Below are 23335 nucleotides of genomic sequence, written 5' to 3'. Positions count from 1 at the left end.
GGAAAAAATAAACAAAGAAATCAATTACGGCAGGGTCGGGGCGTGGGTCTCGGTCGGATCGATCGCAGTGGGACTGTCGGTGATCGTGGGATGTTCGGCGGCGGTGACCGGATCGGCAGTACCCAATGAAGCGCACGTGGCTGCATACCAATCCGAGGTGAGTATTTCGATGGCCGCCGCGTCCTCGTCGAAAGCGGCGGCAGATGCGGCAGATGCGGCGTTCGCGATCTGTGAGGAAGCGGTCTCTCGATCGAAAAACGACGTGGTTGCGTTCAATGCCTACGTCGACGCCGGAAATCATGGTGAGACCGACCTGAGAGCCGAAGCAAGCGCTGCTGCTTCCTCGGCAAGGGAGACGGCCTCGTGGTTCGACTCGGTCTCGAGTGAACTTCCGACGCAACTTTCCGGACTGTTCGCCGAATTGGCCGCGAACCTACGTTCATCTGCTGTCGTGATCGAGAGTGATCATTCGGCCGATGAAATCAATTCGATCAGCGATACGAGCAATTCGATTCGCAAGTCGATCTTCGATGAATGTGGATCCCTGTGACCTGCGGTAATCCGCAGGCGTAAGGTTCGCCGTGTGTCAGAAGACGATCTTTGGTGAAAGTTTTCGGCGTGGTCGGCTTGCGCTAACGCCTCAGACCATGTTCGCTTTCCCTAATTGATCGTCAAACGGTAGGTGTGCGGGGTCGCCACACACCATCAACAAAAGGAGGACCCCACCGTGGTCGCCGCGGCGGATGCCCAGAACTACGCTCAGAAACTCGGGATTACCACTGACATGGTGGTGCAGGAACTGGGCTGGGATGAGGATACCGACGACGGCATTCGTGCCGCGGTTGAGGAAACCATCGGCGGGGAAATGCTCGACGAGGATTCCGACGAGGTCATCGACGTCGTGCTGCTGTGGTGGCGCGACGAGGACGGTGACCTGGTAGATGCCTTGATGGATGCCATCGGGCCCCTCGCCGACGAAGGCTTCGTGTGGGTTCTCACTCCCAAGACCGGTCTCGACGGACACGTCGAGCCCAGCGAGATCGCCGAATCGGCGCCGACTGCCGGCCTGACGCAGACATCGGCAGCCAACCTCGGTGACTGGTCGGGAAGTCGACTGGTTCAGCCGAAGGCTCGTCCGGCCAACAAGCGCTGACCCGGTCCTTTCCGCACTTTCCCAAGGAATCGCACATGCCTCTCGAAGTTGGTGCCCAGGCACCGGATTTCACCTTGAAGGACCAGAACAACCAGGAAGTCTCGCTAGCAGATTTCCGCGGTAAGAAGAACGTTCTGCTGGTCTTCTATCCGTTGGCCTTCACCGGGACTTGTCAGGGGGAACTCTGCAAGGTCCGTGACGAGCTTCCGAAGTTCGAGAACGACGACACCGCCATTCTCGCGATTTCTGTCGGTGCTTCGCCGACTCACAAGATCTGGTCAGCTGAGCAGGGATACACATTTCCCTTGCTGTCGGACTTCTGGCCGCACGGTGAGGTCGCTCAGAAGTACGAGGTGTTCAACGACAAGTTGGGCTTCGCGAATCGTGGCACCTTTGTCATCGACAAAGACGGAATCATTCGTTTTGCCGAGATGAACGGCCCCGGAGAAGCCCGTGACCACGGACTTTGGGCAAACGCGCTTGCCGCGCTAGAGTCTTAGAGCACTCCCGGTGAGGGTCTCACCGGGAGTTCGGGCGTGTAGCTCAGTGGTAGAGCTCTGGTTTTACACACCAGCGGTCGGGGGTTCGAAACCCTCCGCGCCCACCGAAGAATTCAAGCCCCGATCTGCGTCGACGCAGATCGGGGTTTTTTCATTTTCGGCAACGAATTGTCCGCAATACGCCATTCTGGACGCATGTCCAGTTCTGTGATCGAAGTAGCCGTCGACCCGACGCGCGTGCATCCCACCCGTCCGCACATACACATCGCCGAGATGCCCAGTCTCAGTGTTGCGTTGTTCCCGGGGCAGACGATCCGGGTTCGTTCCCAAAGCGACGCACTGGCGACCGGGATTGCCCGTGTCTGGGAAATCAACCGAATGCACCGCTTGATCTACCTGACGATCGACTGGGACGGGTAGAGATCGGCTCGTGCAGACACGTGACGGTTGGCCAGAGAACGAGCGTCGCTGCTACAACTACGCTCGTGCAGATTTCGGTTCGTTCGTCCCAGTCTCGATTCAATGCGCGAGCTGCCGGGCTTCTCCTCGGCTTCGTCGCGGATCGGGTCTTCGCCGATCCGGGGCGGTTCCATCCGGTTGCCGGCTTCGGAACCGCGGCTATCGCGCTGCAGAAGATGTCCTACCGGGACTCGCGCGCGGCCGGAACACTTCATGTTGCCGTGCTCTTGGCCGGCACCGCAGGACTTGGGCTCGCAGCCGAAAAAGTGTCGCGCCGGGCCGGTTGGGTGGCCGTCACGGGTACGACAGCGATGGCTACCTGGGCTGTGCTCGGCGGGACGTCGCTTGCACGCACCGGCATCGACATGGCCGCTCGATTGGAGGCGTCACAGGTCGATCGCGACCTGACGAAAGCGCGCGAGCTTCTCCCTTCACTGTGTGGACGCGATCCATCGGTACTGAGCGAGGAGGGCCTCACGCGTGCAGCGCTGGAGTCGGTCGCCGAAAACACCTCGGATGCAAGCGTCGGTGCAATGTTCTGGGGTGCAATTGCGGGCGTGCCGGGTCTGTTCGTCTACCGCGCCGCCAACACCCTCGACGCGATGATCGGCTACCGCTCCGAGAAATACCGCAGATTCGGGTGGGCTGCGGCGAGGTTCGACGACCTGGTCAACATCGTCCCCGCTCGGCTGACCGGTGCGCTGACGGCTGCGTGTGCACCGGTGGTGGGCGGCTCGGTTCAGGAATCACTGGCAGCGTGGAAACGCGACGCAGCGGCTCATCCAAGCCCCAATGCGGGCGTCGCGGAAGCGTCGGCGGCAGGGGCGTTGGGCATTTCGTTGGGTGGTCGGACCGAGTACGCGCACGGGGTGGAGATGCGTCCCGTCCTCGGCCGCGGGCCTGTGCCGACGCCGAACGATCTGCGCCTCGCGGCGAGGCTTTCGTCGGCGGTGCAGATCAGTGCAGCTGTGGTGTCAGCGGGTATTTCAGCGGGTATTGCCGTATCGATCGGCAAGTTTGGCTTCCTGCGCCGTGAGCGGCACTGATTCCGGCTCCGGCTTCTTGCGACGGCTGAAGGTACGAGCCGGTTCGGCGGGGGAAGCGGCAGGCGCGGACACTGCCGCTTCCGGGGTCGTCTCGGCAGCGGCGTCGTCGGCTGCGAGACCGTCCACAGCTGCTTGAGCTGCCTTCTCCTTGCGACGTTCGCGCCACTCCGCGCGAATGAAGTAGGCCAGTCCGAGCGGCGCCATGATGCCGAACGCCAGCCACTGGAACCCGTACGAGAGATAGGGACCTGCATCGAGTTGGGGGAGAGGGATCGTCCCCAGGCCGCCGGGCTGGTCGGGTTCGAGTTGGATGTACGCGTCGATCAGGTCCGTTCCGATGAACTCGCCGATAGGTTGTGCGTCGATCGAGTAGACCTGTTTCGCGCCGTCCTCGAACATCGGAACTCGGCCGGGCGCGGTGCCTTCCGACAGACGCACGCGACCGTTGAGAGTGACCGGATCGGTCGGCGGCGCGGCGATGGGCGGTGCCTCGGCGCCGTTGATCGGCCGAACGTATCCGCGATTGACGAGGATCGTGCGACCGTCGTCCAGGCGGAAAGGCGTCAGGATCTCGTACGACGGTGCGCCCTCGATGGACTGCAGTCGAACGAGGATGTCGGCGTCCGGCAGATAGGTGCCTGCCGCGGTGATGTTTCGCCATTCGTCGTCCGGTGCGATCGTCGAATCGGCGATGACGTCACCGATCGGCACGGTCTCCGCGTTGATCGAGTTCGAGATCAGATCATTGCGGTGCTCGGTCTTGGTGTTCTTGCCGAGTTGCCATGGAGCGAGCACGGTGAAGCACAGGTAGGCGAAGAGCCCGACCACAGCTGCCAGTACCAACCAACCGGGCCGCAACAGGAATTTCAGTCTTCGCACACGTCCACGGTATCCGTTGCCCGAACGGGAGTGAATTTTGCTCCGGGTTCAGGCCCGCTCGCGGATCCAGTCGAGTATGTCGGGAATGGCTGCTTCGATCTGGTCTCGCACCAGTTCGAAGTCCTCCTGATCCCCGTAGTACGGGTCCGGAACCGATTCTCCGTCAGCCTCGGGGTCGAACGATCGCAGTAGGCGCCGACGCTCGGTGGGCACGCCGAGATGAGCAAGCTCACGTTCATGGCCGGTGTCGAGGGCGACGACCAGATCGGCCGCGAGATGATCTGCATTGACCTGCGCGGCACTGTGGCCCGTCGGATATCCGGCCGCTCGGAGCACGACGTTGGTCCGCTCGTCGGCCTCGCTACCGGTGTGAAACCCCTCGGTACCTGCACTGCTGACACGGACTCGGTCGGCGAGGCCTTCACGGTCCAGATGCGCGAGCAAGATCTTTTCGGCCATCGGTGACCGGCAGATATTGCCGGTGCACACAAACGTCACATGAAGTGGTTCAGTCACGTGGAGTGGTTCAGTGGCGGCCATCGAGAAGTCCTCCCAGTTCGGATGCCGACGATACGGAGCGAAACGCTTGCCGCGCTTCCTCGGCGGAACCGTAGCCCCATTCGACGACGACGGTGGGGATGCCGTACTTTGCGGCGCCGAGCACGTCGTGATCACGGTCGCCGATCATGAGAACGTCGGGGGTTCCGCCGTCGGATGCGAGGACGGGAGTGATCCCGAGTGAGGTCAGCGAATGCGCGATCACATCGGGTTTAGCCCGACGAGTTCCGTCGTCACTCGCGCCGCCGATGAACTCGAAGTGCTCGGCCAGGCCGAAATGCTCGAGGATTCGAATGGCGAATCGCTCCGACTTGGAGGTGGCGACGGCCAGTCGGGTGCCGCTCGCGCGAGCCTTACCCAGGACGACGTCCATGCCTTCGTACACCGAGTTCTCCTGCCACCCGGTCGCGTCGTAACGCTCGATGTACGCGGCGATCGCCCGATCCACGTCCGCCGGGGCCATACCGAGTGACCTGAAGGTGTCGACCATCGGCGGGCCGATCACCGATGCCAACATCGCTTCCGTCGGCTCCGGATGGCCGACAGTTGCCAACGCATGTCGGAAGCCGCCGTGAATGCCGGGAGCGGAATCGGTGATGGTTCCGTCCAGATCGAACAGAACTACCGGAAAACGGTCGAGCGGTGGTGTCGTCACGGCACTCATTGTCCCGGACGGCAGGGGTGATGTCCGCGCACGGCGCTCGACCGTAGGCTGACCGGGTGAGTACCGGAACGGTTGACCTGGAGAGCTTGCGACATCACGGCGATGTCGAAGCGGAGCCCGGGTTACTCGATTTTGCCGTCAACGTTCAAGGCTCCGGCCCGCCGAAGTGGTTGCGGGATCGGCTGGCCGCAGGGCTGGCGACGCTCGGTTCGTACCCGTCGGCCGCAGCGGAACTGAAGGCACGCGAAACGGTCGCGCAGCGGCACGGGCGCCGGCCCGAAGAGGTGTTGTTGCTCTCGGGCGGTGCCGAGGGATTCGCGATGCTGCCGCGTCTGGGCACTCGTTCGGCAGCGCTGATCCATCCGTCGTTCACCGAACCGGAACTGGCACTGCGAGAGGCCGGTGTGCCGGTGACTCAAGTGATTCTGGAGCCGCCTTTCGAGCTTCGGACCGCGCAGGTACCCGAATCCGCGGACCTTGTCGTTCTGGGCAATCCGACCAACCCGACGTCCGTGCTTCACCCCAAGGCCGATGTGTTGGCATTGCGTCAGCCGGGCCGGATCCTGGTGGTGGACGAGGCCTTCGGCGACGCGGTCCCCGGCGAAACGGAGAGCATCGCCGGTGTCGAGTCGGCGGATGTACTGGTCCTTCGGAGCCTGACCAAGACGTGGGCGCTCGCCGGATTGCGGTGTGGATACGCGATCGGCTCTCCCGATCTTCTGGCTCGACTCAGTCACGGCCGAGCCCACTGGCCATTGGGCAGTCTGCAGATCGAGGCCATCACGGCGTGCTGCGAACCGTTTGCCGTCGAGCAGTCGAGGATCAAAGCCGACGCGATTGCCGCAGACCGCCGAGACATGTCCCGGCGACTGACCGAGATCGGGATTGCCGTGCACCAACCCGCTGCGGGGCCGTTCGTGCTCATCGACGTCCGCGACGGCGCCTCGATGCGAGAGCACCTGCGTGCCCGCGGAATCGCCGTCCGCAGGTGCGACACCTTTCCCGGACTCGGCCCGGATCGGCTGCGCGTGGCCGTCCGTCCAGCCGAGCAGGTTGCGGTACTGATCGAAGCGATGAAGGAGATCTTGTGAGTGGCCCAACCCTTGCGGACGTCATAGCCGTGCTGGAATCCGCTTATCCGCCGGCCCTGGCGGAATCGTGGGACTCGGTCGGCCTGGTCTGCGGCGATCCGGCCGACGCTGTGACGAGAGTGGTTTTCGCGGTGGATCCGACCGAGGCAGTGGTCGACGACGCCATCACCTCCGGTGCCGACCTTCTGGTCGTTCACCATCCACTTCTGCTGCGTGGGGTGGACACCGTCGGTGCTCACACACCCAAAGGTGCGTTGGTTCACAAGCTCATCAAGGCGGGGTGCGCACTGTTCTCGGCGCACACCAATGCGGACTCGGCCGACCCCGGAGTGTCCGACGCGTTGGCGCAGGCTCTGGGCCTGACCGTGCTTCGCCCGATCGAACCCAAGCCGACGCAGCCGCTCGACAAGTGGGTCGTCATGGTTCCGGTGGAGAATGCATCGGCCGTGCAGGATGCACTTTTCGAGGCCGGGGCTGGGCGGATCGGTGACTATCGCCAGTGCAGTTGGACCGTCACCGGCACGGGTCAGTTCCTGCCCGCCGACGGAGCGAATCCGACGATCGGGACCGTCGGCGCTGTGGAGCAGGTTCGCGAGAATCGTGTGGAAGTGATTGCCCCTCGCGGAAAGCGAAGCGCAGTGCTGGGCGCATTGCGTGCCTCCCATCCGTACGAGGAACCGGCCTTCGATGTCTTCGAACTCGCAGCGTTCCCCAGTTCACTCGGACTGGGGCGGTTGGGTGAGCTCGACCACCCCGAAACCTTGCGGGAATTCACCGCGCGAGTGGCGCGCTCACTGCCCTCGACCGAGTGGGGTGTTCGCGCGGCCGGAGATCCAGACACGACCGTTCGTACCGTGGCGGTGTGCGGCGGTTCCGGCGACTCGTATCTCGACGTGGTGGCGGCACTGGGTGCCGACGTCTACGTCACTGCGGACCTGCGGCATCATCCCGCGGACGAGCATCTACGCGCCGGTGGCCCGGCTTTGGTCGACGTCGCGCACTGGGCGAGTGAATACCCGTGGTGCGCACAGGCGAAATCGGTGCTCGACGCCGCGTTTGCCCACAATCCGGAGTGGGAAAGCCGGGTTTCGACAATTCGCACCGATCCGTGGTGTTTGAGTGCGCATTAGTGCAGCGCTCTGCAAGGTACGGTTGCACGAACAATTCAAGAGCAGTTCTTCGAGAGCCGTCCTTCGCGAGCACTGCCGACATCGGACTTACAGCAGGAGTTATACAGCGTGAACGTCGAACCACAGGTGCAATCCAAGCTTCTCGACCTCGCCGGGGTGGATGCTGAGCTCACTCGGATCACCCACCGACGCGGAGCGCTTCCCGAGCAGCAGGAAGTCGAACGTCTCGAGGCCGAGCGAATCAGCCGTAAAGACGCGTCCGTAGCCGTCGAAATCCAGATCGACGACATCGATCGCGACATTCGCAAGCTCGAAGGCGAGGTCGACGCGGTTCGTCAGCGCGAGGATCGTGACCGCACACTCCTGCAGAGCGGGTCGGTCGGGGCGAAGCAGCTCACCGAACTCGAACACGAACTCGGCAGCCTGGTCCGGCGTCAGGGGCTCCTTGAAGACGAGTTGCTCGAAGTGATGGAGCAGCGTGAGGCGTTGCAGGCCGATCACGATCACGCCGGTGCCCAGCTGTCCCAGGCCGAAGAAGAGCTGATCGACGCCAAGCGTCGCCGCGACGATGCCGTCGCTGATCTGGACAAGGCGCAGGAGCGTTGCGCCGCCGATCGTGAACGACTCGTCGGTGAATTTCCCGCCGATTTCCTTGCTGTCTACGAGAAGCAGCGCAGCCTGGGCGGACCGGGCGCGGCGCTTCTGCAGGCACGCCGATGCGGCGCTTGCCGGATCGAGATCGACCGCGGCGAGATCTCCCGAATCGCCGCGACACCGGCCGACGTCGTAGTTCGTTGCCCAGAGTGCAATGCAATCATGGTGCGTACCAAGGAGTCCGGTCTGTGACTCTCTCGCAAGTCATCGTCGAGGCCGACGGTGGATCGCGGGGCAACCCCGGTCCGGCCGGCTACGGAGCGGTGGTGTTCGACGCCTCGCGCTCGGTGTTGGCCGAACGCAAGGAAAGCATCGGTATCGCGACCAACAACGTCGCCGAGTACCGCGGACTGATCGCCGGGTTGACCGCTGCCGGTGAACTCGGCGCGTCGACGGTCGACGTCCGCATGGATTCCAAGTTGGTCGTCGAGCAGATGTCCGGGCGCTGGAAGGTCAAGCACCCGGACATGATTCCGCTGCAGCGGCGCGCTGCCGAGCTGGCGACGCAGTTCTCGCGAGTGACCTACACGTGGATTCCTCGCGGCGAGAACTCTCATGCCGATCGCCTTGCCAACGAGGCGATGGACGCGGCTGCCGGCATCGAAACCGGCCCAGTCGCACCTTCGGCCCCCGCACCTGCTGCACCTGCCGCGCCGTCCGAAGAGACGTCGGAGCCGCAGATCGCCGGCTCTCCGGGATGGATCGCCACCACCGGCAAGCCGACACGAATGTTGTTGCTACGTCACGGACAGACAGCGATGTCGGTCGATCGCCGGTACTCCGGACGTGGGAATCCGGAGCTCACGGAACTGGGCCGCGCGCAGGCTGCCGGCGCAGCCGGACGCTTCGGGAACCGAGGCGGTATCGACGCCATCGTCTGCTCACCCCTCGGCAGAACCCGTGAGACGGCAGAGGCATCGGCCCGCGTGCTCGGCTTACCCGTCGTCGAGCACAAGGGTTTGATCGAAACCGATTTCGGCGACTGGGACGGACTCACGTTCCGCGAGGCAGCCGAGCGTGACCCGGACCTGCATCGCGAATGGCTCTCGGACACTTCGGTGCGTCCACCGGGCGGCGAGAGTTTCGACGAGGTACGCGAACGAGTCGTCGCCGCGCGTGACGACCTGATCTCGACCTACGGCGGCGCGACGCTGTTGGTCGTCTCTCACGTCACCCCGATCAAGACTTTGGTGCAGCTGGCCCTCGATGCCGGGCCGTCGTTGCTGTACCGGTTGCATCTGGATCTGGCGTCGCTGAGTATCACCGAGTTCTATCCCGACGGGGGAGCCTCGGTCCGGTTGGTCAACGACACGTCACACCTTCGCTGAAAGAGCCCCGACGGCTGATCAGCCTCTGATCAGATCACCAACCACAGGGCGCTCACGGCGGCGAGCAGCGTCAGTGGCGTCGTGATGACCCCGAGCAGAGTGAATGTCGCCAGCGTGGGCGGTGCGCCCGCGCTGGTGGCGACTCGTCGCCAGAGCATCGTTGCCAGTGAGCCCACGTAGGTGAGGTTGGGGCCGAGGTTGACGCCGATCAACATCGCAAGCACCAGCGCTGGAGGTGCCGCCGTTCCGAGCGCTGCGATCATCAGCAAGGTTGCCGGCAGGTTGTTGACGAGATTGGACGCAACCGCCGCTACCGCGGCGACAAAGAGCAGTGAGCCGTAGCTGGTGTCGCCTGGCAGGATCTGCGCAATCCATTCGCCCACCGGCCCGTTCGCGACTCCGGCGACGATGATTCCGAGAACCAGGACGAACGCGCAGAACCAGAGGTCGGCAGCGTAGAGCATCTTGGCGGCGGTCGTACGGTGCCGAGCCAGAGCGATCGCTCCCAGGACACTCGCACCCACCACCGCGATCCAGGCGGGCTCGATCCCGAAGAAACCCGAAACCGCGAAACCGAGCAGCGTCATTCCGATCACCGTCAGCGGCAGAATCGGCGCAGGCGCAGATCTGGCTGCCACCGGCGGTTCGGCGCTGTCGCCCCGCGCGAGTTCCGAACGGAAGAACAGTCGAAAAATCAGGTACTCGACAGCGATCGTCACAACCCACGGCAACGCCATCAACGCGGTGAAGTGCAAGAACGTCAAACCTGTTGCAGCAAACGCGATGAGGTTGGTCAGATTCGACACCGGCAGGAGCGTCGACGCCGAGTTCGACAGGTGCGCACTGGCATAGGAATGGGGCCGCGTACTTGCTCCGATGGATCGTGCGGCCGCGATCACTGCGGGTGTCAGAAGTACGACGGTGGCGTCGAGGCTCAGGACCGCCGTGGTCAGGGCAGCGGCGCCGAATACGTAAATCAGCAACCGGTGTGGATCGGCGAGGGATTTTTGCTGCAGGATCTGGCTGACCCAGCGAAAGACGCCGAGAGCATCGGCGGCATGAGCGAGAACCAGCACGGCAACCAGGAAGACGACGGTGGGTGCCATGCTCGCCAGTTCGTCGCGGGCTTCGTCGAGAGTTACGACGCCGGTCAGGAGAACGACGACAGTTGCCGGCCCGGCGATGACGATCTCGGGAAGCCCGCGTGGACGCACTATCGCGAAGACGAGGACGAGGGCGACGAGCAGGATCGGTAGAAGAGTCACGCGATGGTGCTCCGTGTCGGGGCGAGCGTCATTTGAGCAGTTTGTAGAGCGTGTTCAGGTTTCGGGTTGTGGTGAACGCCTTGAACTTCGGTTTTCCGGTGTTCCTGCCGAACGCGCTCTTGACGGTCTGCCCCTTCTCGACCTCCCAGTACAGGACTCCGTCGCCTGCCGCCACACGCTCGACCGAGGCATCGAGTTGCGCTGCCGCAGTGCTCAATTCCTCCAGGATTTCCGGCTCGGAGGCAACCATCGCATAAGCATGCCAACCCTCGCGTTCGCGCTCGAACGGGTAGTTGTCCACGATCGCCTGCAGTGTCGGAAGGTCGAGGACGAACACCCAAGCCTCGTAGCCGAACTCGCGGACAAGGGCGGATTCGATCTGTTTCTTCAGCGTCGGGATGTCGGTGTTCGGACTGTCGAACAGAACGTTGCCTGAGGCCAACACGGTTTTCACCCCTTGGAATCCGAGGTCACCGAAGACTCTCGCCAGGTCCGCCATCTTGATGTTGATGCCGCCCACGTTGATACCGCGTAGCAGGGCCACGTACCGAGTCATACGGTGACCATAGTGCCGGCCACCGACAGGCGCCCGGTAGCATACGGGGGCGGACGAGTTGGCCGGGCGGCCGCGGCTTCTGGAACCAGCGCGTATCGCGCACAGGCCTGGGGCCGAGGAAAGTCCGGACTCCACAGAGCAGGGCGGTTGTTAACGGCAACCCGAGGCAACTCGCGGGACAGTGCCACAGAAAACAGACCGCCTGCCTTTCGAGGCAGGTAAGGGTGAAACGGTGCGGTAAGAGCGCACCAGCACCTCGGGTGACCGGGGTGGCTAGGTAAACCCCGCCCGGAGCAAGGTTGAAGGTCGCATCGCTCGCGGTGCGGCTGCGCAGGTGTTCGAGGGCTGCTCGCCCGAGCCTGCGGGTGAACCGCTCGAGGCACCCGGCGACGGTGTGCCCAGATGGATGGTCGCCACTCGGCACTTCGGTGCCGCAGGACAGGATCCGGCTTACACGCCGACTCGTCCGCCCGCGATCTGCAAGAGAGCACAAAGAAGACCCCCACCGGATCGGTGGGGGTCTTCTTTATGGTCGAAAGCTGTCAGACAGGCTTGATGACCAGCAGCGTAGCCCAGTACGTTGCCGCGTCATGGCCCATGAGCGGGAGGAGGTAATCGTAAAGAATTGCGGACATGCGCACTCCATTTTCTGTTCGTAGCTTGTGTTGGGCATTCAAGCAGAACTCACCGTTCGAATGTCCGGTTCTCACCTGCCAGGCCAAGTAGAAAGAATATCAGTCTCACAGCGATCTACAAGCTTCTATCTCACTCTGATGTCACACTGTGGATATGACTGATGAAGATCGACTCTGGTACTTCGACGTGTCCGACGGTTCCGTCACGCAGGGAAAGGGTGCGTCCTCGCTGACGAGGATGGGGCCGTACCCTGATCGGGACTCTGCCGAGCATGCATTGAAGATCGCTGCCGAACGCAACAAAGCCGCCGATCGGGCAGACGAAGACTGGAACAACTGAGACTTGGAATAACTGAGACTTGGAACAGCCGGGACTCGAACAACTGGGACCGGTACTGCTGCTACACCGGCCCGAACCGATCATGGAGGATGCGTGCCCGCAAGTCGAATGATGGTGCAGGGAATCGACTTCGGAGTGGTTCGGGCGGAGTTCGACTTGCCAGGAGCATTCTCGGCTGCGGCGCAGGCCGAGGCCGAGAATGCCGTGGATCGTTTCGGTGCCGGGCGTGTCGACGAAACGGGTATCGCCTTCGTGACCATCGACCCTCCCGGATCGATGGACCTCGACCAGGCAGTGCACATCGAGAAGATCTCGACCGGGTACGTCGTGCACTACGCGATCGCCGACGTCGCGGCGGTGGTGACGCCGGGTGGCGCTCTCGACATCGAAACCCGCAAGCGGGGCCAAACCTTCTATCTCCCGGACGGTTCCGTCCCGCTGCATCCCCGAGCGTTGTCGGAGGGATCGGCGAGTCTGCTGCCGGACGTGGTTCGTCCCGCCGCGCTGTGGCGGATCGAACTCGACGCGCAGGCCGAGCCGACGTCGTGGCAGGTGAGACGCGCTCTGGTGAAATCGGTGGCACGTCTGGACTATTCGACCGTGCAGCGCGATGCCGACGCGGGAACCTTGCATCCGTCCATCGCCGCACTACCGGAGTTCGGACGATTGCGCAGTGTCTCGGCGGTTGCCAGGGGTGCCATCGAGCTGAAACTGCCCGAGCAGTCAGTGGTTCGGGATCAGCCGGAGGACGAGTCCTCGGCTCGCTGGCGGATCGAACTGGAGCCACGCACCGAAGCGGACGACTGGAACGCGGAAGTGTCGCTGCTGACCGGAATGTGTGCCGGCCGCATGATGATCGACGCAGGTATCGGGTTGCTTCGCACGCTGCCGCCGGCCGAGGAGTCCGCGGTTCGGACCTTGCGGAGAACTGCAGTGGCGCTGGGTATCACGTGGCCGGAGGGGCAAAGCGTCGGGCAGATTCTTGCCGGACTCGATTCCAACGAGCCGTCGACGATGGCGCTGATGTCGGTTGCACCGTCGTTGCTGCGCGGCGCAGACTACGCGGCCTTCGACGGCCGACTACCGGAGTTGACGGTGCATGCGGGGATCGGAGCGCCCTACGCTCACGTGACTGCTCCGCTGCGCCGACTGTCCGATCGTTTCAGCACCGAGGTGTGTCTGGCGATCACAGCTGGTACGCCGGTACCGGAATGGGCGCGCACTGCACTTCCCGAGCTGCCCGACATCATGAGTGGGTCCGACTCGCTGGCGAACAAGGTCGACCGTGCGTGCATCGATCTGACCGAGTCCACGCTGCTCGACGGCCGGGTCGGCGAGGTCTTCGACGCAGTGGTGATGCGCGCCAAGGACGGAAAGCGCTCGGCGGAAGTGTTTGTCCCGTCGGTCGCGGTGATTGCGAAATGCGTCGGAACGCCCGACGACGGTGAGCGCGCAAAGGTGCGACTCACCGCCGTCGACACCGTCGAACGGACGGTGGAATTCACGTTCCCGGCGTAGGGAGCTACCGGTAAGAATCGGTGGCTTCCACCAAGTGATGTGCGATGCCGGGCTCCATGGCGGAGTGTCCGGCGTCGTCGACGATCACGAGCTTGGATTCGGGCCACGCCTTGTGCAGCGCCCACGCGCTGGTGGCGGGGCAGACGACGTCGTAGCGGCCCTGGACGATCGTCCCCGGAATGCCGTGCAGTGCGGAGCTTTTGCGTAGGAGTTGGTTCTCGTCGAAGAACCCGCCGTTGACGAAGTAGTGGTTCTCGATACGGGCGAAAGCCAAGGCGAACCGGGTCTCGGAGTTCTGTTCGATCTTGTCCGCCTGTGGGTACAGGTAGCTCGTCGATCCTTCCCAAGCCGACCAGGCGATGGCTGCGCGGGCCGCGACGTCGGGGTCTTCGGAATGGAGCAGTTGGTGATAGACCGCGACGAGGTCTTCGCCGCGCTGCGCCTCGGGTACCGGTTCGAGGAATTTGTCCCAGCGCTCCGGGAAGATGTTTCCCGCGCCGCCGTTGTAGTACCAGTCGATCTCGCTACGACGCAGGAGGAAGATCCCGCGCAGGACCAGCTCAGTGACGCGCGTAGGAAACGTTTCGGCGTAGGCGATGGACAGTGTGGAACCCCAGGACCCGCCGAAAACCATCCACTTGTCGATCGAAAGATGTTCGCGCAGGGCTTCGATGTCGGCCAGCAGCTTGTCCGTCGTGTTCACCGACAGGTCGGCGCCGTCGGCAACGTGAGGGGTGGACCGCCCGCAGCCGCGCTGGTCGAGTAGAACGATGCGGTATGCGGCCGGATCGAAGAACTGGCGTACCGCCGGTTGCGCACCACCGCCGGGGCCACCGTGCAGGAACACCACCGGCTTGCCGTCCGGATTTCCGCTGACTTCCCAGTACATGCTCTGGCCGTCACCGACATCGAGGAAGCCGGTGACGAAAGGCTCGATCGGGGGATACAGACTCCGGAGAGTCGACGGCTGCCCTGAAGTGGCTGACGTGTCGGTCATCAGAAGCCCACCAGGCCGGAGGCGAGATCGGGGATCTCGAGTGCGGAAATCGCGCCGCTCCGGACGTCGGGGCACGCGGCTGAGGTTGCCGCGTCGATGCTTTCGCGGTTCTGAGCGAGATCGAGCAGGTTGATGCCGTTCTGCGTCGCCCACGTGATGACGATCGTGTTCAGTCCGCCCTTGCCGAGCGTCGGGGTGACGGTCCGCCAGTTCTGCAGCTGCCCTTCCATATCCGAGCACAACTGCTGGACCTGAGCGTCGGTGAACGTCGAACCGGACGCGGTTGTTGCCGGCGCCGTCGTGGTGGAACTCGCGGGCGTAGTGCTGCTGGGCGCGGGAGAGTTGGTGGACCCTCCCGCGCATCCGCTCAGCACCGTGACGAGAGCTGCCGCACCGACTACAGCTGCGGCAGTAGAACTTCGACGGTTACCGATCATTGAACGCACCCCTGGCTGGTTGAGAGACAGGCGGCGTTCGCCGGTCTCGGATCAGAAACTGTGTTCTGCGGCCGGGAAAGCGCCAGTGCGAACTTCTGATGCATAGGCTGCGGCTGCGGAACGCAGTTCGTCACCGACGTTACCGAAACGCTTGACGAACTTGGCTGTCTTACCGCTCGTGTAACCCGCCATGTCCTGCCAGACGAGTACCTGAGCGTCGCATTCGGAACCGGCCCCGATGCCGACGGTGGGGATGGTGAGTTTGCGGCTGACCTGGCCCGCAATCTCGGCCGGAACCATTTCCATGACGACGGAGAACGCCCCGGCTTCCTGGACTGCAATGGCGTCCGCCACAAGTTGCTCGGCCGCGTCGCCACGACCCTGGACGCGGAATCCGCCGAGCGAGTTCACGCTCTGCGGGGTGAATCCGACGTGAGCCATGACGGGGATGCCGGCCGAGGTGATAGCCGCGATCTGCTTACTCATCCGCTCACCGCCCTCGAGTTTGACGGCGTGCGCGAGGCCTTCCTTCATGAACCGTGTCGCAGTCGCAAGGGCCTGCTCGGCGGAACCCTCGTAGGTGCCGAAGGGGAGGTCGGCGACGACGAGTGCGTGCGGCGCGCCGCGAACCACGCCACGCACGAGCGGGAGCAGTTCGTCGACGGTGATCGGCACGGTGGTGTCGTAGCCGTAGACGACGTTGGCGGCAGAGTCGCCGACGAGCAGCACCGGGATGCCTGCGTCTTCGAAGATGCGTGCCGTGGAGTAGTCGTAAGCGGTGAGCATCGACCAGCGTTCGCCGTTCTGCTTCATCTCGGCGAGGTGGTGAATGCGCGTCTTACGCTTCGGTGCATCGGTAGAGCTTGCAGTGGGTACAGAAACTGCACTGGGTACAGAACCGTAGAGAGGTGTTTCGGACATCGTTGTCCCTTTCTGGCCTCGAGGCCCTGAGCGTTGATCGCCTTCGGGTCCCCGGGTGTGGGTGATGACGTGTTCAGTCTGCCACCGGACATCGCCGACACGAATAGTTGACGGGGTGCAATGGGTCACATCACCGCGCGCGTATCAGGTAGGTGCCGAGACGAGGCGAACCGCTGGCTATCGCGGTTTCCTGGCACCATCGATGGCATGTCGAAGTTCGTTCGCCTCTCCGGTGCCCTCGCCGGAAGCGCAGCAGTGCTCGTGTTGGTTGTCGGTTGCACCAGTTCGGAAGGCACGCCCGAATCAGTGGAACCTGCTGGTTCTGCCGCGTCCGCGGTGCCGTCCGGCCTCGAGAAATTCTACGAGCAGACGCTCGACTGGGGTTCGTGCGACCAATTTGTCGAAGAAGGAACTGCGCCGCTGGGGCGTGGGATCGACTGCGCCGAGGTGAGCGTTCCCGTCGACTACGCGAATCCGAACGGCGACACCGCGAAGGTGGTGATCTCGCGTTCGAAGGCAACCGGCGACCGCATCGGCTCACTGTTGCTGAACCCCGGCGGGCCGGGTGGGTCCGGGCTGTCGATGGCGACCTCGGGTTCGGGCACCGAATTGCAGGAACGTTTCGACATGATCGGCTTCGATCCGCGGGGGATCGGGGCGTCGACCCCGCAGGTTCGGTGTTTGACGCCGGAGGAGACCGACGCGGAGCGTGCGGAGGTCAACGTCGACATGACGCCGGAGGGCATCGCTCTCGCCGAGGCGGACAGCAAGGACTACGCCGCCAAGTGCGCTGAGCGGACCGGTACGGAGTTCCTCGCTCATGTCGGTACCTACGAGGTGGTGCGAGATATGGACGTCATTCGGGGCGTTCTCGGCGATCCGAAGATGAACTACCTCGGGTTCTCGTACGGGACCCGGCTCGGATCCACGTACGCGGAAACCTTTCCGCAGAACGTCCGAGCGATGGTCCTCGACGGCGCGCTCGACCCCGAGCAGGATCCGGTCGACGAAGTGGTCTTGCAGGGGCAGGGCTTCCAAGGCGCGTTCGACGCCTTTGTCGCCGACTGTGTCTCGCGAACGGATTGCCCGCTGGGTGATGATCCGGCGCAGGCGCAGGCACGCTTTCAGGCACTCGTCGATCCGTTGATCGAGAAGCCGGCACAGACCACCGATCCGCGCGGGCTGAGTTATTCCGACGCGATCACGGGCGTGCAGCAAGCTCTGTACTCGCCACAGTTGTGGACGCCGCTGCGTGGGGGTCTGTCGAGTCTGGCCGACGGACGCGGCGACTCGCTGCTCAATCTCGCCGACATGTACGAAGGCCGTGAGGATGACGGCAGCTACTCCAACATCAACGACGCGTTCAACGCCATTCGCTGCGTGGACGATCCGGCAACCACCGACCGCGCCGAGGCCGGCGAATCCGACACTCGGTACCGCGAGGCGGCGCCGTTCCTCGACGACGGCCGCGGGACGGGTCAAGCGCCGCTGGACCTGTGCGCGTTCTGGCCCGTTCCGGCTACCGGCAGCCCTCACGCGCTCGACCCCCAGGCACTCGCTGACGCCGGTCTGCCGCAGCTGGTCGTCGTGTCCACGACGCAGGATCCGGCGACCCCGTATCAGGCCGGAGTGGATCTCGCGAAGCAGTTGGGCGCTGCTCTGATCACGTTCGACGGAACCCAACACACGGTGGTTCTGGACGGAAACTCCTGCGTCGACGATGCCGTCGTCGACTACTTCGTTTACTTGAAGGCTCCGGAAGAGGGTCTGACATGTTAGCCGGCGCGACGCCGTACGCTGCGCCTATTCGATGGTGACCAATCACTCTGTTAACCGGGACCACTGATGTAACACAGATTTAACGTGGCTTGCTTAGTCTCGCGTGCATGGATCGCCAAAAAGAATTCGTGCTTCGTACCCTGGAAGAGCGCGACATTCGGTTTGTCCGCTTGTGGTTCACCGATGTTCTCGGGTACCTCAAATCGGTGGCGATCGCCCCCGCCGAACTCGAAGGCGCCTTCGAGGAGGGAATCGGATTCGACGGTTCCGCCATCGAGGGATTCTCTCGAGTCTCCGAAGCCGACACCGTCGCTCGGCCCGACGCCTCGACATTCCAGATCCTGCCGTGGGCCCACAAGGACGGTGCGCAGCATTCCGCTCGCATGTTCTGTGACATCACGATGCCCGACGGTTCGCCGTCGTGGGCCGATCCGCGCCACGTACTGCGTCGCCAGTTGAGCAAGGCCAGCGACTTGGGCTTCAGCTGCTACGTCCACCCGGAAATCGAGTTCTTCCTTCTGGAGAACGGCCCGATCGACGGCACTCCACCGATCCCGGCGGACTCGGGCGGATACTTCGACCAGGCTGTGCACGATTCGGCTCCGAATTTCCGCCGCCACGCCATCGACGCACTCGAGTCGATGGGCATCTCGGTCGAGTTCAGCCACCACGAGGCCGCGCCGGGTCAGCAGGAGATCGATCTGCGCTACGCCGACGCACTCTCGATGGCCGACAACGTGATGACGTTCCGGTACGTCGTCAAGGAGGTCGCGATCGGTGAAGGCGTCCGGGCGAGCTTCATGCCCAAGCCGTTCAGCGATCAGGCCGGCTCCGCGATGCACACCCACATGAGCCTGTTCGAGGGCGACACCAACGCCTTCCACAATCCGGACGATCCGATGCAGCTCTCCGAGACCGGCAAGGCGTTCATCGCCGGCATCCTCGAGCACGCCAACGAGATCAGTGCGGTCACGAACCAGTGGGTCAATTCGTACAAGCGACTCGTCCACGGGGGAGAGGCACCCACTGCTGCGTCGTGGGGCCCGTCCAACCGATCGGCTCTCATTCGCGTCCCGATGTACACGCCCAACAAGGCGTCCTCGCGCCGCGTCGAGATCCGTAGCCCAGACTCGGCTTGCAACCCGTACCTGACTTTCGCGGTCCTGCTTGCTGCCGGTCTTCGCGGCATCGAGAAGGGCTACACCTTGCCGCCCGAGGCAGAAGACGACGTGTGGTCGTTGACCTCCGCCGAGCGCCGCGCCATGGGTTACAAGGAACTGCCGAGCAACTTGGACAGCGCTCTGCGCGAGATGGAGAAGTCGGAGCTCGTGGCCGAAGCACTCGGCGAGCACGTCTTCGATTTCTTCCTGCGCAACAAGCGTCGTGAGTGGGAGGAATACCGCAGCCACGTGACGCCGTTCGAGCTCAAGACCTACCTCGGTCTGTGACGGTGAAACCGCCCGCTGCGAGATCAGCAGTTCCAGGACCGGGTCGACTCGGGCTGGTCGAGCCCACCGCTGCCGACGAGTTGCGTCAGCTCGGTTGGGTCGACGCCGAGAGCATCGAACTCTTGTGGTCGCTGTCGCGTGCCGCGAACGCCGACCTCGCTCTGCGCACCCTTGTGCGGATCAAGGACGGGCTCGGCGACGGGTGGCGCGAACTCGATCAGGTCCTGCGCAAGGACAAGAGCCTGCGCGGCCGTTTGTTCGCACTGGTGGGTGCGTCGTCGGCCTTCGGCGACCACCTGGCCGCGGATCCGATCGGCTGGAAACTGCTCGACGGCACCGCTCTGCCGACCAAGGACGAGGCGACTGCAGCCTTGCTGGAGGTCGTGGGTGCAACTGTCGACGAGGGTGCCACCGAAGGTTCCCTGACCTACCGCGCCACGGTGACCGGGCCGGAAGCTGTTGTTGCTCTGCGTAAGAGCTACAAGGACCAGCTGATGCTGCTGGCTGCGGCTGATCTTGCGGCGACCGTCGAGAACGAACCCGTAGTTCCGTATCAGACTGTGGGGCACCAGCTTTCCGATCTGGCCGACGCCGCGCTGACCGCTGCACTTGCGGTGGCCATCGCAACGGTGTGTCCCGAGGGCAGCTGTCCGATCCGGCTCGCCGTGATCGCCATGGGCAAATGTGGTGCGCGCGAGCTGAACTATGTCTCCGACGTCGACGTGGTGTTCGTCGCCGAACCGGCCGATGCGACGGCCAGTCGCGTTGCCGGTGAGATGATGCGTATCGGTACCTCCGCATTCTTCGAGGTCGATGCTGCGCTGCGGCCCGAAGGCAAGCGCGGAGAACTGGTTCGCTCCCTCGAATCCCACATCACGTACTACAAGCGCTGGGCCAAGACCTGGGAGTTCCAGGCACTGCTCAAGGCTCGTCCGATGACCGGCGACATGGAGCTCGGTCGCCAGTACTCCGAGGCGATGAGCCCGATGGTGTGGATCGCCTCCGAGCGCGAGGACTTCGTCCCCGAAGTCCAGGCCATGCGTCGACGCGTCGAGGAAATGGTTCCCCCCGAACTGCGTGAGCGTGAACTCAAACTCGGCCGCGGAAGTTTGCGCGACGTCGAATTCGCCGTCCAACTCCTGCAATTGGTGCACGGGCGCGCCGACAGTTCGTTGCATGTCCAGAGCACCGTCGACGCACTGACTGCATTGGCGGCGGGTGGATACGTCGGCCGCGACGACGCCGCCAACCTGACCGCGTCGTACGAATTCCTGCGTCTGCTCGAGCACCGTCTGCAGTTGCAGAAGCTCAAGCGCACACACACCCTGCCGCCGCCGGACGACGAGGAAGCGCTGCGTTGGCTGGCCCGCGCCGCGCACATGCGACCCGACGGTCGTCTGGATTCCCTGGGAGTCCTGCGCGCCGAGATCAAGCGGAATTCGCATCGGATTCGCCGCCTGCACGCCAAGTTGTTCTACCGCCCGCTTCTCGAATCGGTGGCGCGGATGGACAAGGAAGCACTGGTCCTGGGGCCAGAAGCCGCGGTTCGCCAGTTGGCCGCTCTCGGTTACACGGCACCCGAGCATGCTCTCGGGCATCTGACTGCACTGACGAGTGGCGCTTCACGCAAGGGTCGCATTCAAGCGCTCCTGTTGCCGACTCTGCTCGAATCACTCGCGGACACACCGGATCCCGATGCCGGTCTGCTCGCCTACCGCAGGCTCTCGGACGCGCTCGTCGACCAGACGTGGTTCCTGCGCCTGCTCCGCGACGAGGCTGCGGTGGCCGAGCGTCTGATGACCGTGCTGGGCTCGTCGGCGTACCTACCCGACCTGCTCATCAAGGCTCCCGACGTGATTCGCTTGTTCGCGGATTCGCCGAGTGGACCGCGCCTGGTCGAGCCGAAGCCCGAGGACGTCGCTCGCGGAATACTCACCGCCTCCGGCCGACACAGTGATCCCAATCGTGCTGTTGCCGCGGCCCGCTCGCTGCGGCGACACGAACTTGCGCGCATCGCTTCGGCCGACATCCTCGGCATGCTCGATGTTCCTGCAGTCTGCAAGGCGCTGTCCTCGGTGTGGGCCGCGGTGCTCAATGCATCGCTCTCCGCGGTGATCAAGGCCAGCGTCACCGAACTCGGGACCGAGGCGCCGGCCAGTTTCTCCGTCATCGGCATGGGCCGACTCGGCGGCGGCGAACTCGGCTATGGATCCGATGCGGACGTGCTGTTCGTGTGCGAACCTCGTGAGGGCGCCGATGAGACCGTTGCGGTCAAGTGGGCCAACAGCATTGCCGACAAGGTCCGCAAGCTCCTCGGGGCACCGAGTACCGATCCGCCGCTCGAAGTCGATACCGGACTACGTCCGGAAGGCCGTAACGGTCCGATGGTGCGCACTCTCGAGTCTTACGACGCGTACTACGCGAAGTGGGCTCAGGCGTGGGAGATTCAAGCGCTGCTTCGTGCGCACCCGGTTGCCGGTGATCCTGAATTGGGACTGCGGTTCCTGCACATGATCGACAAGACCCGCTACCCCGAAGGCGGCGTCAGTGATGCGGCGGTGCGCGAGATCCGGCGCATCAAGGCGCGAGTCGATTCCGAAAGGCTCCCGCGCGGAGCCGATCCGGCGACGCACACGAAACTGGGTCGCGGCGGCTTGGCCGACATCGAGTGGACTGTGCAATTGCTGCAGCTGCGCCACGCCGACAAGATCGAGTCGCTGCACAACACGTCGACCCTCGAGACTCTCGACGCCATCGGCGCCGCGGAACTGCTCAGCGAAGGTGACGTCGAACTGCTGCGTGACGCCTGGATCACCGCAACGAAGGCACGCAACTGCCTCGTTCTGGTGCGGGGGAAGCCGACCGATCAGCTTCCCGGCCCGGGCCGTGTTCTCGCGGCGGTGGCGCAGGTCGCTGGATACGGCGACGACGCAGGGGAGTTCCTCGACAACTACCTGCGCATCACGCGTCGGGCAAAAGCTGTGGTGGAGAGGGTCTTCGGCGGCGAGTAGCGCTCTCGGTCAGTCCTGCCGAATCGCCGCGTTCGCGGCAAACCTGCGGACTTCGGCGTTCTGCCACACGTGGGCGGGAACGCCGCCGCCGAGTAGCTCGCGTGCGAGCGCAGGTTGCCCGCCGATCGGTACGTCGCTGCCGGCGATGATCATGTTGCCGTAGCGGCGGCCCTTGAGCATCGCGGGATCGGCGATGATCGCCATGTGTTCGAACTGTGCGCCGATGGTTGCGGCCTCGCTGCGCGCGCCCTGGAGATCCGGGGTGTCGCCGCAGTTGACGATGTAGATGCCGCCCGGTGCGAGCACGCGTCGTACGTGGGTGGTGAATTGCGCCGTCGTCAGTGGTGTCGGAGTTGTGCTGCCGGCGAAGACATCTCGAATCACGATGTCCCGGGTGGACTCGGTGAGAGTTTCGGTGACGGCGCGGGCTTCTCCGACGCGGATGCGCAGAAGAGGCGCGCGCGGGAGGTCGAACCAATCGCGTACGAGTTCCGCCAGAGCACCGTCGATTTCGACCACCACTTGACGCGCGTCAGGGTACGTGGCGGCGAAGTATCTGGCCATGGAGCAGGCGCCACCGCCGAGATGAAGCACCCGCAGGCGCTCGGCCTTGTCACGTTCGGAATCGACCAGATGCGCGATCCACCGCATGTACTCGAAATCGAGCACCGTGGGATCCGCGACGTTCACGTGGGAACTGGGCACTCCGTTGATCTGGATGATCCAACTGTCATCGGAGTACTGATCGCGGACTAGTTCGCACGTCCCGGTATCGATCGGAAAAGTGCCGGCGACGGGACCGGACTCGCCTCGCTCGGGAGTACTGCTGCGAGTTCTGGTCTTGCGAGTTCCCTTGGCCACTGTGTCCATGTTAGCCGTGTGCCTTTCTGGTAGAGGCGGCTACCAAAAAGGCACACGGACCGACGGTATTCTCGGGCTACTTCAGGCACACTCGTACATGGAGTG

The 23335-nt window shown here is 63.9% G+C and carries 23 protein-coding genes, 1 tRNA gene and 1 other RNA gene; 16 read left to right on the top strand and 9 right to left on the bottom strand.

Going from position 1 to position 23335, the window contains the following annotated elements:
- Positions 1–136 precede the first annotated feature (136 nt).
- From ATN37_RS06015 to ATN37_RS05990, 6 genes are all read left to right on the top strand, one after another.
- Positions 137–550 carry a hypothetical protein gene (locus ATN37_RS06015; RefSeq protein ID WP_225320068.1) on the top strand — a complete coding sequence of 138 codons (414 nt, stop codon included), beginning with the start codon at positions 137–139 and terminating at the stop codon, positions 548–550.
- A gap of 177 nt (positions 551–727) precedes the next feature.
- On the top strand, positions 728–1153 hold the full coding sequence (locus ATN37_RS06010) for a DUF3052 domain-containing protein (RefSeq protein ID WP_003941575.1): 426 nt from the start codon (positions 728–730) through the stop codon (positions 1151–1153).
- A gap of 35 nt (positions 1154–1188) precedes the next feature.
- Entirely contained in the window at positions 1189–1653 is a 465-nt protein-coding gene (locus tag ATN37_RS06005) for a peroxiredoxin (RefSeq protein ID WP_003941619.1), read from the top strand.
- Between the two features lie 32 nt (positions 1654–1685).
- A tRNA-Val gene (locus ATN37_RS06000) sits at positions 1686–1757 on the top strand.
- Between the two features lie 91 nt (positions 1758–1848).
- Positions 1849–2073 carry a hypothetical protein gene (locus ATN37_RS05995; protein ID WP_003941648.1) on the top strand — a complete coding sequence of 75 codons (225 nt, stop codon included), beginning with the start codon at positions 1849–1851 and terminating at the stop codon, positions 2071–2073.
- A gap of 65 nt (positions 2074–2138) precedes the next feature.
- A complete protein-coding gene (locus ATN37_RS05990) occupies positions 2139–3158 on the top strand; it encodes a cobalamin biosynthesis protein (protein WP_218694913.1) in 1020 nt (339 codons plus the stop codon).
- On the opposite strand, the gene ATN37_RS05985 is transcribed toward ATN37_RS05990, so the two are convergent.
- From ATN37_RS05985 to ATN37_RS05975, 3 genes are read right to left on the bottom strand one after another with little or no spacing between them, the layout of a single operon-like run.
- On the bottom strand, positions 3099–4037 hold the full coding sequence (locus ATN37_RS05985; RefSeq protein WP_218694912.1) for an SURF1 family protein: 939 nt from the start codon (positions 4035–4037) through the stop codon (positions 3099–3101). The genes ATN37_RS05990 and ATN37_RS05985 overlap by 60 nt on opposite strands.
- 48 nt (positions 4038–4085) lie before the next feature.
- Positions 4086–4577 (bottom strand): low molecular weight protein-tyrosine-phosphatase, encoded by a 492-nt coding sequence (locus tag ATN37_RS05980; RefSeq protein WP_007735468.1) that lies wholly within the window; start codon positions 4575–4577, stop codon positions 4086–4088.
- The gene (locus ATN37_RS05975; RefSeq protein ID WP_042445748.1) at positions 4564–5259 is read right to left on the bottom strand and encodes an HAD hydrolase-like protein; all 696 of its coding nucleotides are present in this window, start codon (positions 5257–5259) and stop codon (positions 4564–4566) included. Before ATN37_RS05975 ends, ATN37_RS05980 begins: the two co-directional genes overlap by 14 nt.
- Positions 5260–5315: 56 nt before the next feature.
- On the opposite strand from ATN37_RS05975, the gene cobC reads away from it, so the two are divergent.
- The 4 genes from cobC to ATN37_RS05955 all read left to right on the top strand — a co-directional run bounded on the left by cobC (position 5316) and on the right by ATN37_RS05955 (position 9462).
- Positions 5316–6350: an Rv2231c family pyridoxal phosphate-dependent protein CobC gene (cobC, locus tag ATN37_RS05970; RefSeq protein ID WP_218694911.1), complete on the top strand. Its 1035-nt coding sequence runs from the start codon at positions 5316–5318 to the stop codon at positions 6348–6350.
- A complete protein-coding gene (locus ATN37_RS05965; protein ID WP_217017216.1) occupies positions 6347–7480 on the top strand; it encodes a Nif3-like dinuclear metal center hexameric protein in 1134 nt (377 codons plus the stop codon). Before cobC ends, ATN37_RS05965 begins: the two co-directional genes overlap by 4 nt.
- Positions 7481–7588: 108 nt before the next feature.
- Positions 7589–8326 carry a zinc ribbon domain-containing protein gene (locus ATN37_RS05960; RefSeq protein ID WP_003941604.1) on the top strand — a complete coding sequence of 246 codons (738 nt, stop codon included), beginning with the start codon at positions 7589–7591 and terminating at the stop codon, positions 8324–8326.
- Complete coding sequence (locus ATN37_RS05955) at positions 8323–9462, top strand: bifunctional RNase H/acid phosphatase (RefSeq protein WP_030537561.1); 1140 nt, start codon at positions 8323–8325, stop codon at positions 9460–9462. The genes ATN37_RS05960 and ATN37_RS05955 overlap by 4 nt, the downstream gene beginning before the upstream one ends.
- A 29-nt stretch (positions 9463–9491) precedes the next feature.
- Here the strand turns inward: ATN37_RS05955 and ATN37_RS05950 are convergent, their stop codons facing one another.
- Positions 9492–10727 (bottom strand): SLC13 family permease, encoded by a 1236-nt coding sequence (locus ATN37_RS05950; RefSeq protein WP_064444132.1) that lies wholly within the window; start codon positions 10725–10727, stop codon positions 9492–9494.
- 28 nt (positions 10728–10755) lie between these two features.
- Positions 10756–11283, bottom strand: coding sequence for a DUF1697 domain-containing protein (locus ATN37_RS05945; protein WP_058039437.1), 528 nt, complete (start codon positions 11281–11283; stop codon positions 10756–10758).
- A gap of 54 nt (positions 11284–11337) precedes the next feature.
- Between ATN37_RS05945 and rnpB the strand changes: the two genes are divergently transcribed.
- The 3 genes from rnpB to ATN37_RS05930 all read left to right on the top strand — a co-directional run bounded on the left by rnpB (position 11338) and on the right by ATN37_RS05930 (position 13776).
- Positions 11338–11752: RNase P RNA component class A (gene rnpB, locus ATN37_RS05940), an RNA gene on the top strand.
- 320 nt (positions 11753–12072) lie between these two features.
- The gene (locus tag ATN37_RS05935; protein ID WP_007735457.1) at positions 12073–12258 is read left to right on the top strand and encodes a hypothetical protein; all 186 of its coding nucleotides are present in this window, start codon (positions 12073–12075) and stop codon (positions 12256–12258) included.
- Positions 12259–12366: 108 nt separating this feature from the next.
- Positions 12367–13776, top strand: coding sequence for an RNB domain-containing ribonuclease (locus ATN37_RS05930; protein WP_058039438.1), 1410 nt, complete (start codon positions 12367–12369; stop codon positions 13774–13776).
- Positions 13777–13780: 4 nt separating this feature from the next.
- On the opposite strand, the gene pip is transcribed toward ATN37_RS05930, so the two are convergent.
- From pip to panB, 3 genes are read right to left on the bottom strand one after another with little or no spacing between them, the layout of a single operon-like run.
- On the bottom strand, positions 13781–14773 hold the full coding sequence (gene pip, locus ATN37_RS05925; protein WP_058039439.1) for a prolyl aminopeptidase: 993 nt from the start codon (positions 14771–14773) through the stop codon (positions 13781–13783).
- Complete coding sequence (locus tag ATN37_RS05920; RefSeq protein ID WP_007735455.1) at positions 14773–15210, bottom strand: hypothetical protein; 438 nt, start codon at positions 15208–15210, stop codon at positions 14773–14775. Before ATN37_RS05920 ends, pip begins: the two co-directional genes overlap by 1 nt.
- A gap of 51 nt (positions 15211–15261) precedes the next feature.
- Positions 15262–16131: a 3-methyl-2-oxobutanoate hydroxymethyltransferase gene (gene panB / locus ATN37_RS05915; protein ID WP_007735454.1), complete on the bottom strand. Its 870-nt coding sequence runs from the start codon at positions 16129–16131 to the stop codon at positions 15262–15264.
- Between the two features lie 207 nt (positions 16132–16338).
- Between panB and ATN37_RS05910 the strand changes: the two genes are divergently transcribed.
- The 3 genes from ATN37_RS05910 (at position 16339) to ATN37_RS05900 (ending at position 22369) form a co-directional block, all read left to right on the top strand.
- Positions 16339–17910, top strand: coding sequence for an alpha/beta hydrolase (locus ATN37_RS05910; protein WP_007735453.1), 1572 nt, complete (start codon positions 16339–16341; stop codon positions 17908–17910).
- 107 nt (positions 17911–18017) lie between these two features.
- Positions 18018–19358 (top strand): glutamine synthetase family protein, encoded by a 1341-nt coding sequence (locus tag ATN37_RS05905; protein ID WP_003941637.1) that lies wholly within the window; start codon positions 18018–18020, stop codon positions 19356–19358.
- Positions 19355–22369, top strand: coding sequence for a bifunctional [glutamine synthetase] adenylyltransferase/[glutamine synthetase]-adenylyl-L-tyrosine phosphorylase (locus ATN37_RS05900; protein ID WP_007735451.1), 3015 nt, complete (start codon positions 19355–19357; stop codon positions 22367–22369). The genes ATN37_RS05905 and ATN37_RS05900 overlap by 4 nt, the downstream gene beginning before the upstream one ends.
- A gap of 9 nt (positions 22370–22378) precedes the next feature.
- On the opposite strand, the gene ATN37_RS05895 is transcribed toward ATN37_RS05900, so the two are convergent.
- Complete coding sequence (locus ATN37_RS05895) at positions 22379–23239, bottom strand: spermidine synthase (protein ID WP_083059123.1); 861 nt, start codon at positions 23237–23239, stop codon at positions 22379–22381.
- Positions 23240–23335: the final 96 nt, after the last annotated feature.

The sequence above is a fragment of the Rhodococcus sp. MH15 genome (assembly GCF_019266045.1).
In the GTDB taxonomy this organism is placed as follows: Bacteria; Actinomycetota; Actinomycetes; order Mycobacteriales; family Mycobacteriaceae; genus Rhodococcus_F; species Rhodococcus_F qingshengii.
The sequence above is the reverse complement of the archived record's forward strand: the minus strand, read 5'-3'. Positions and strand labels throughout refer to the sequence as shown.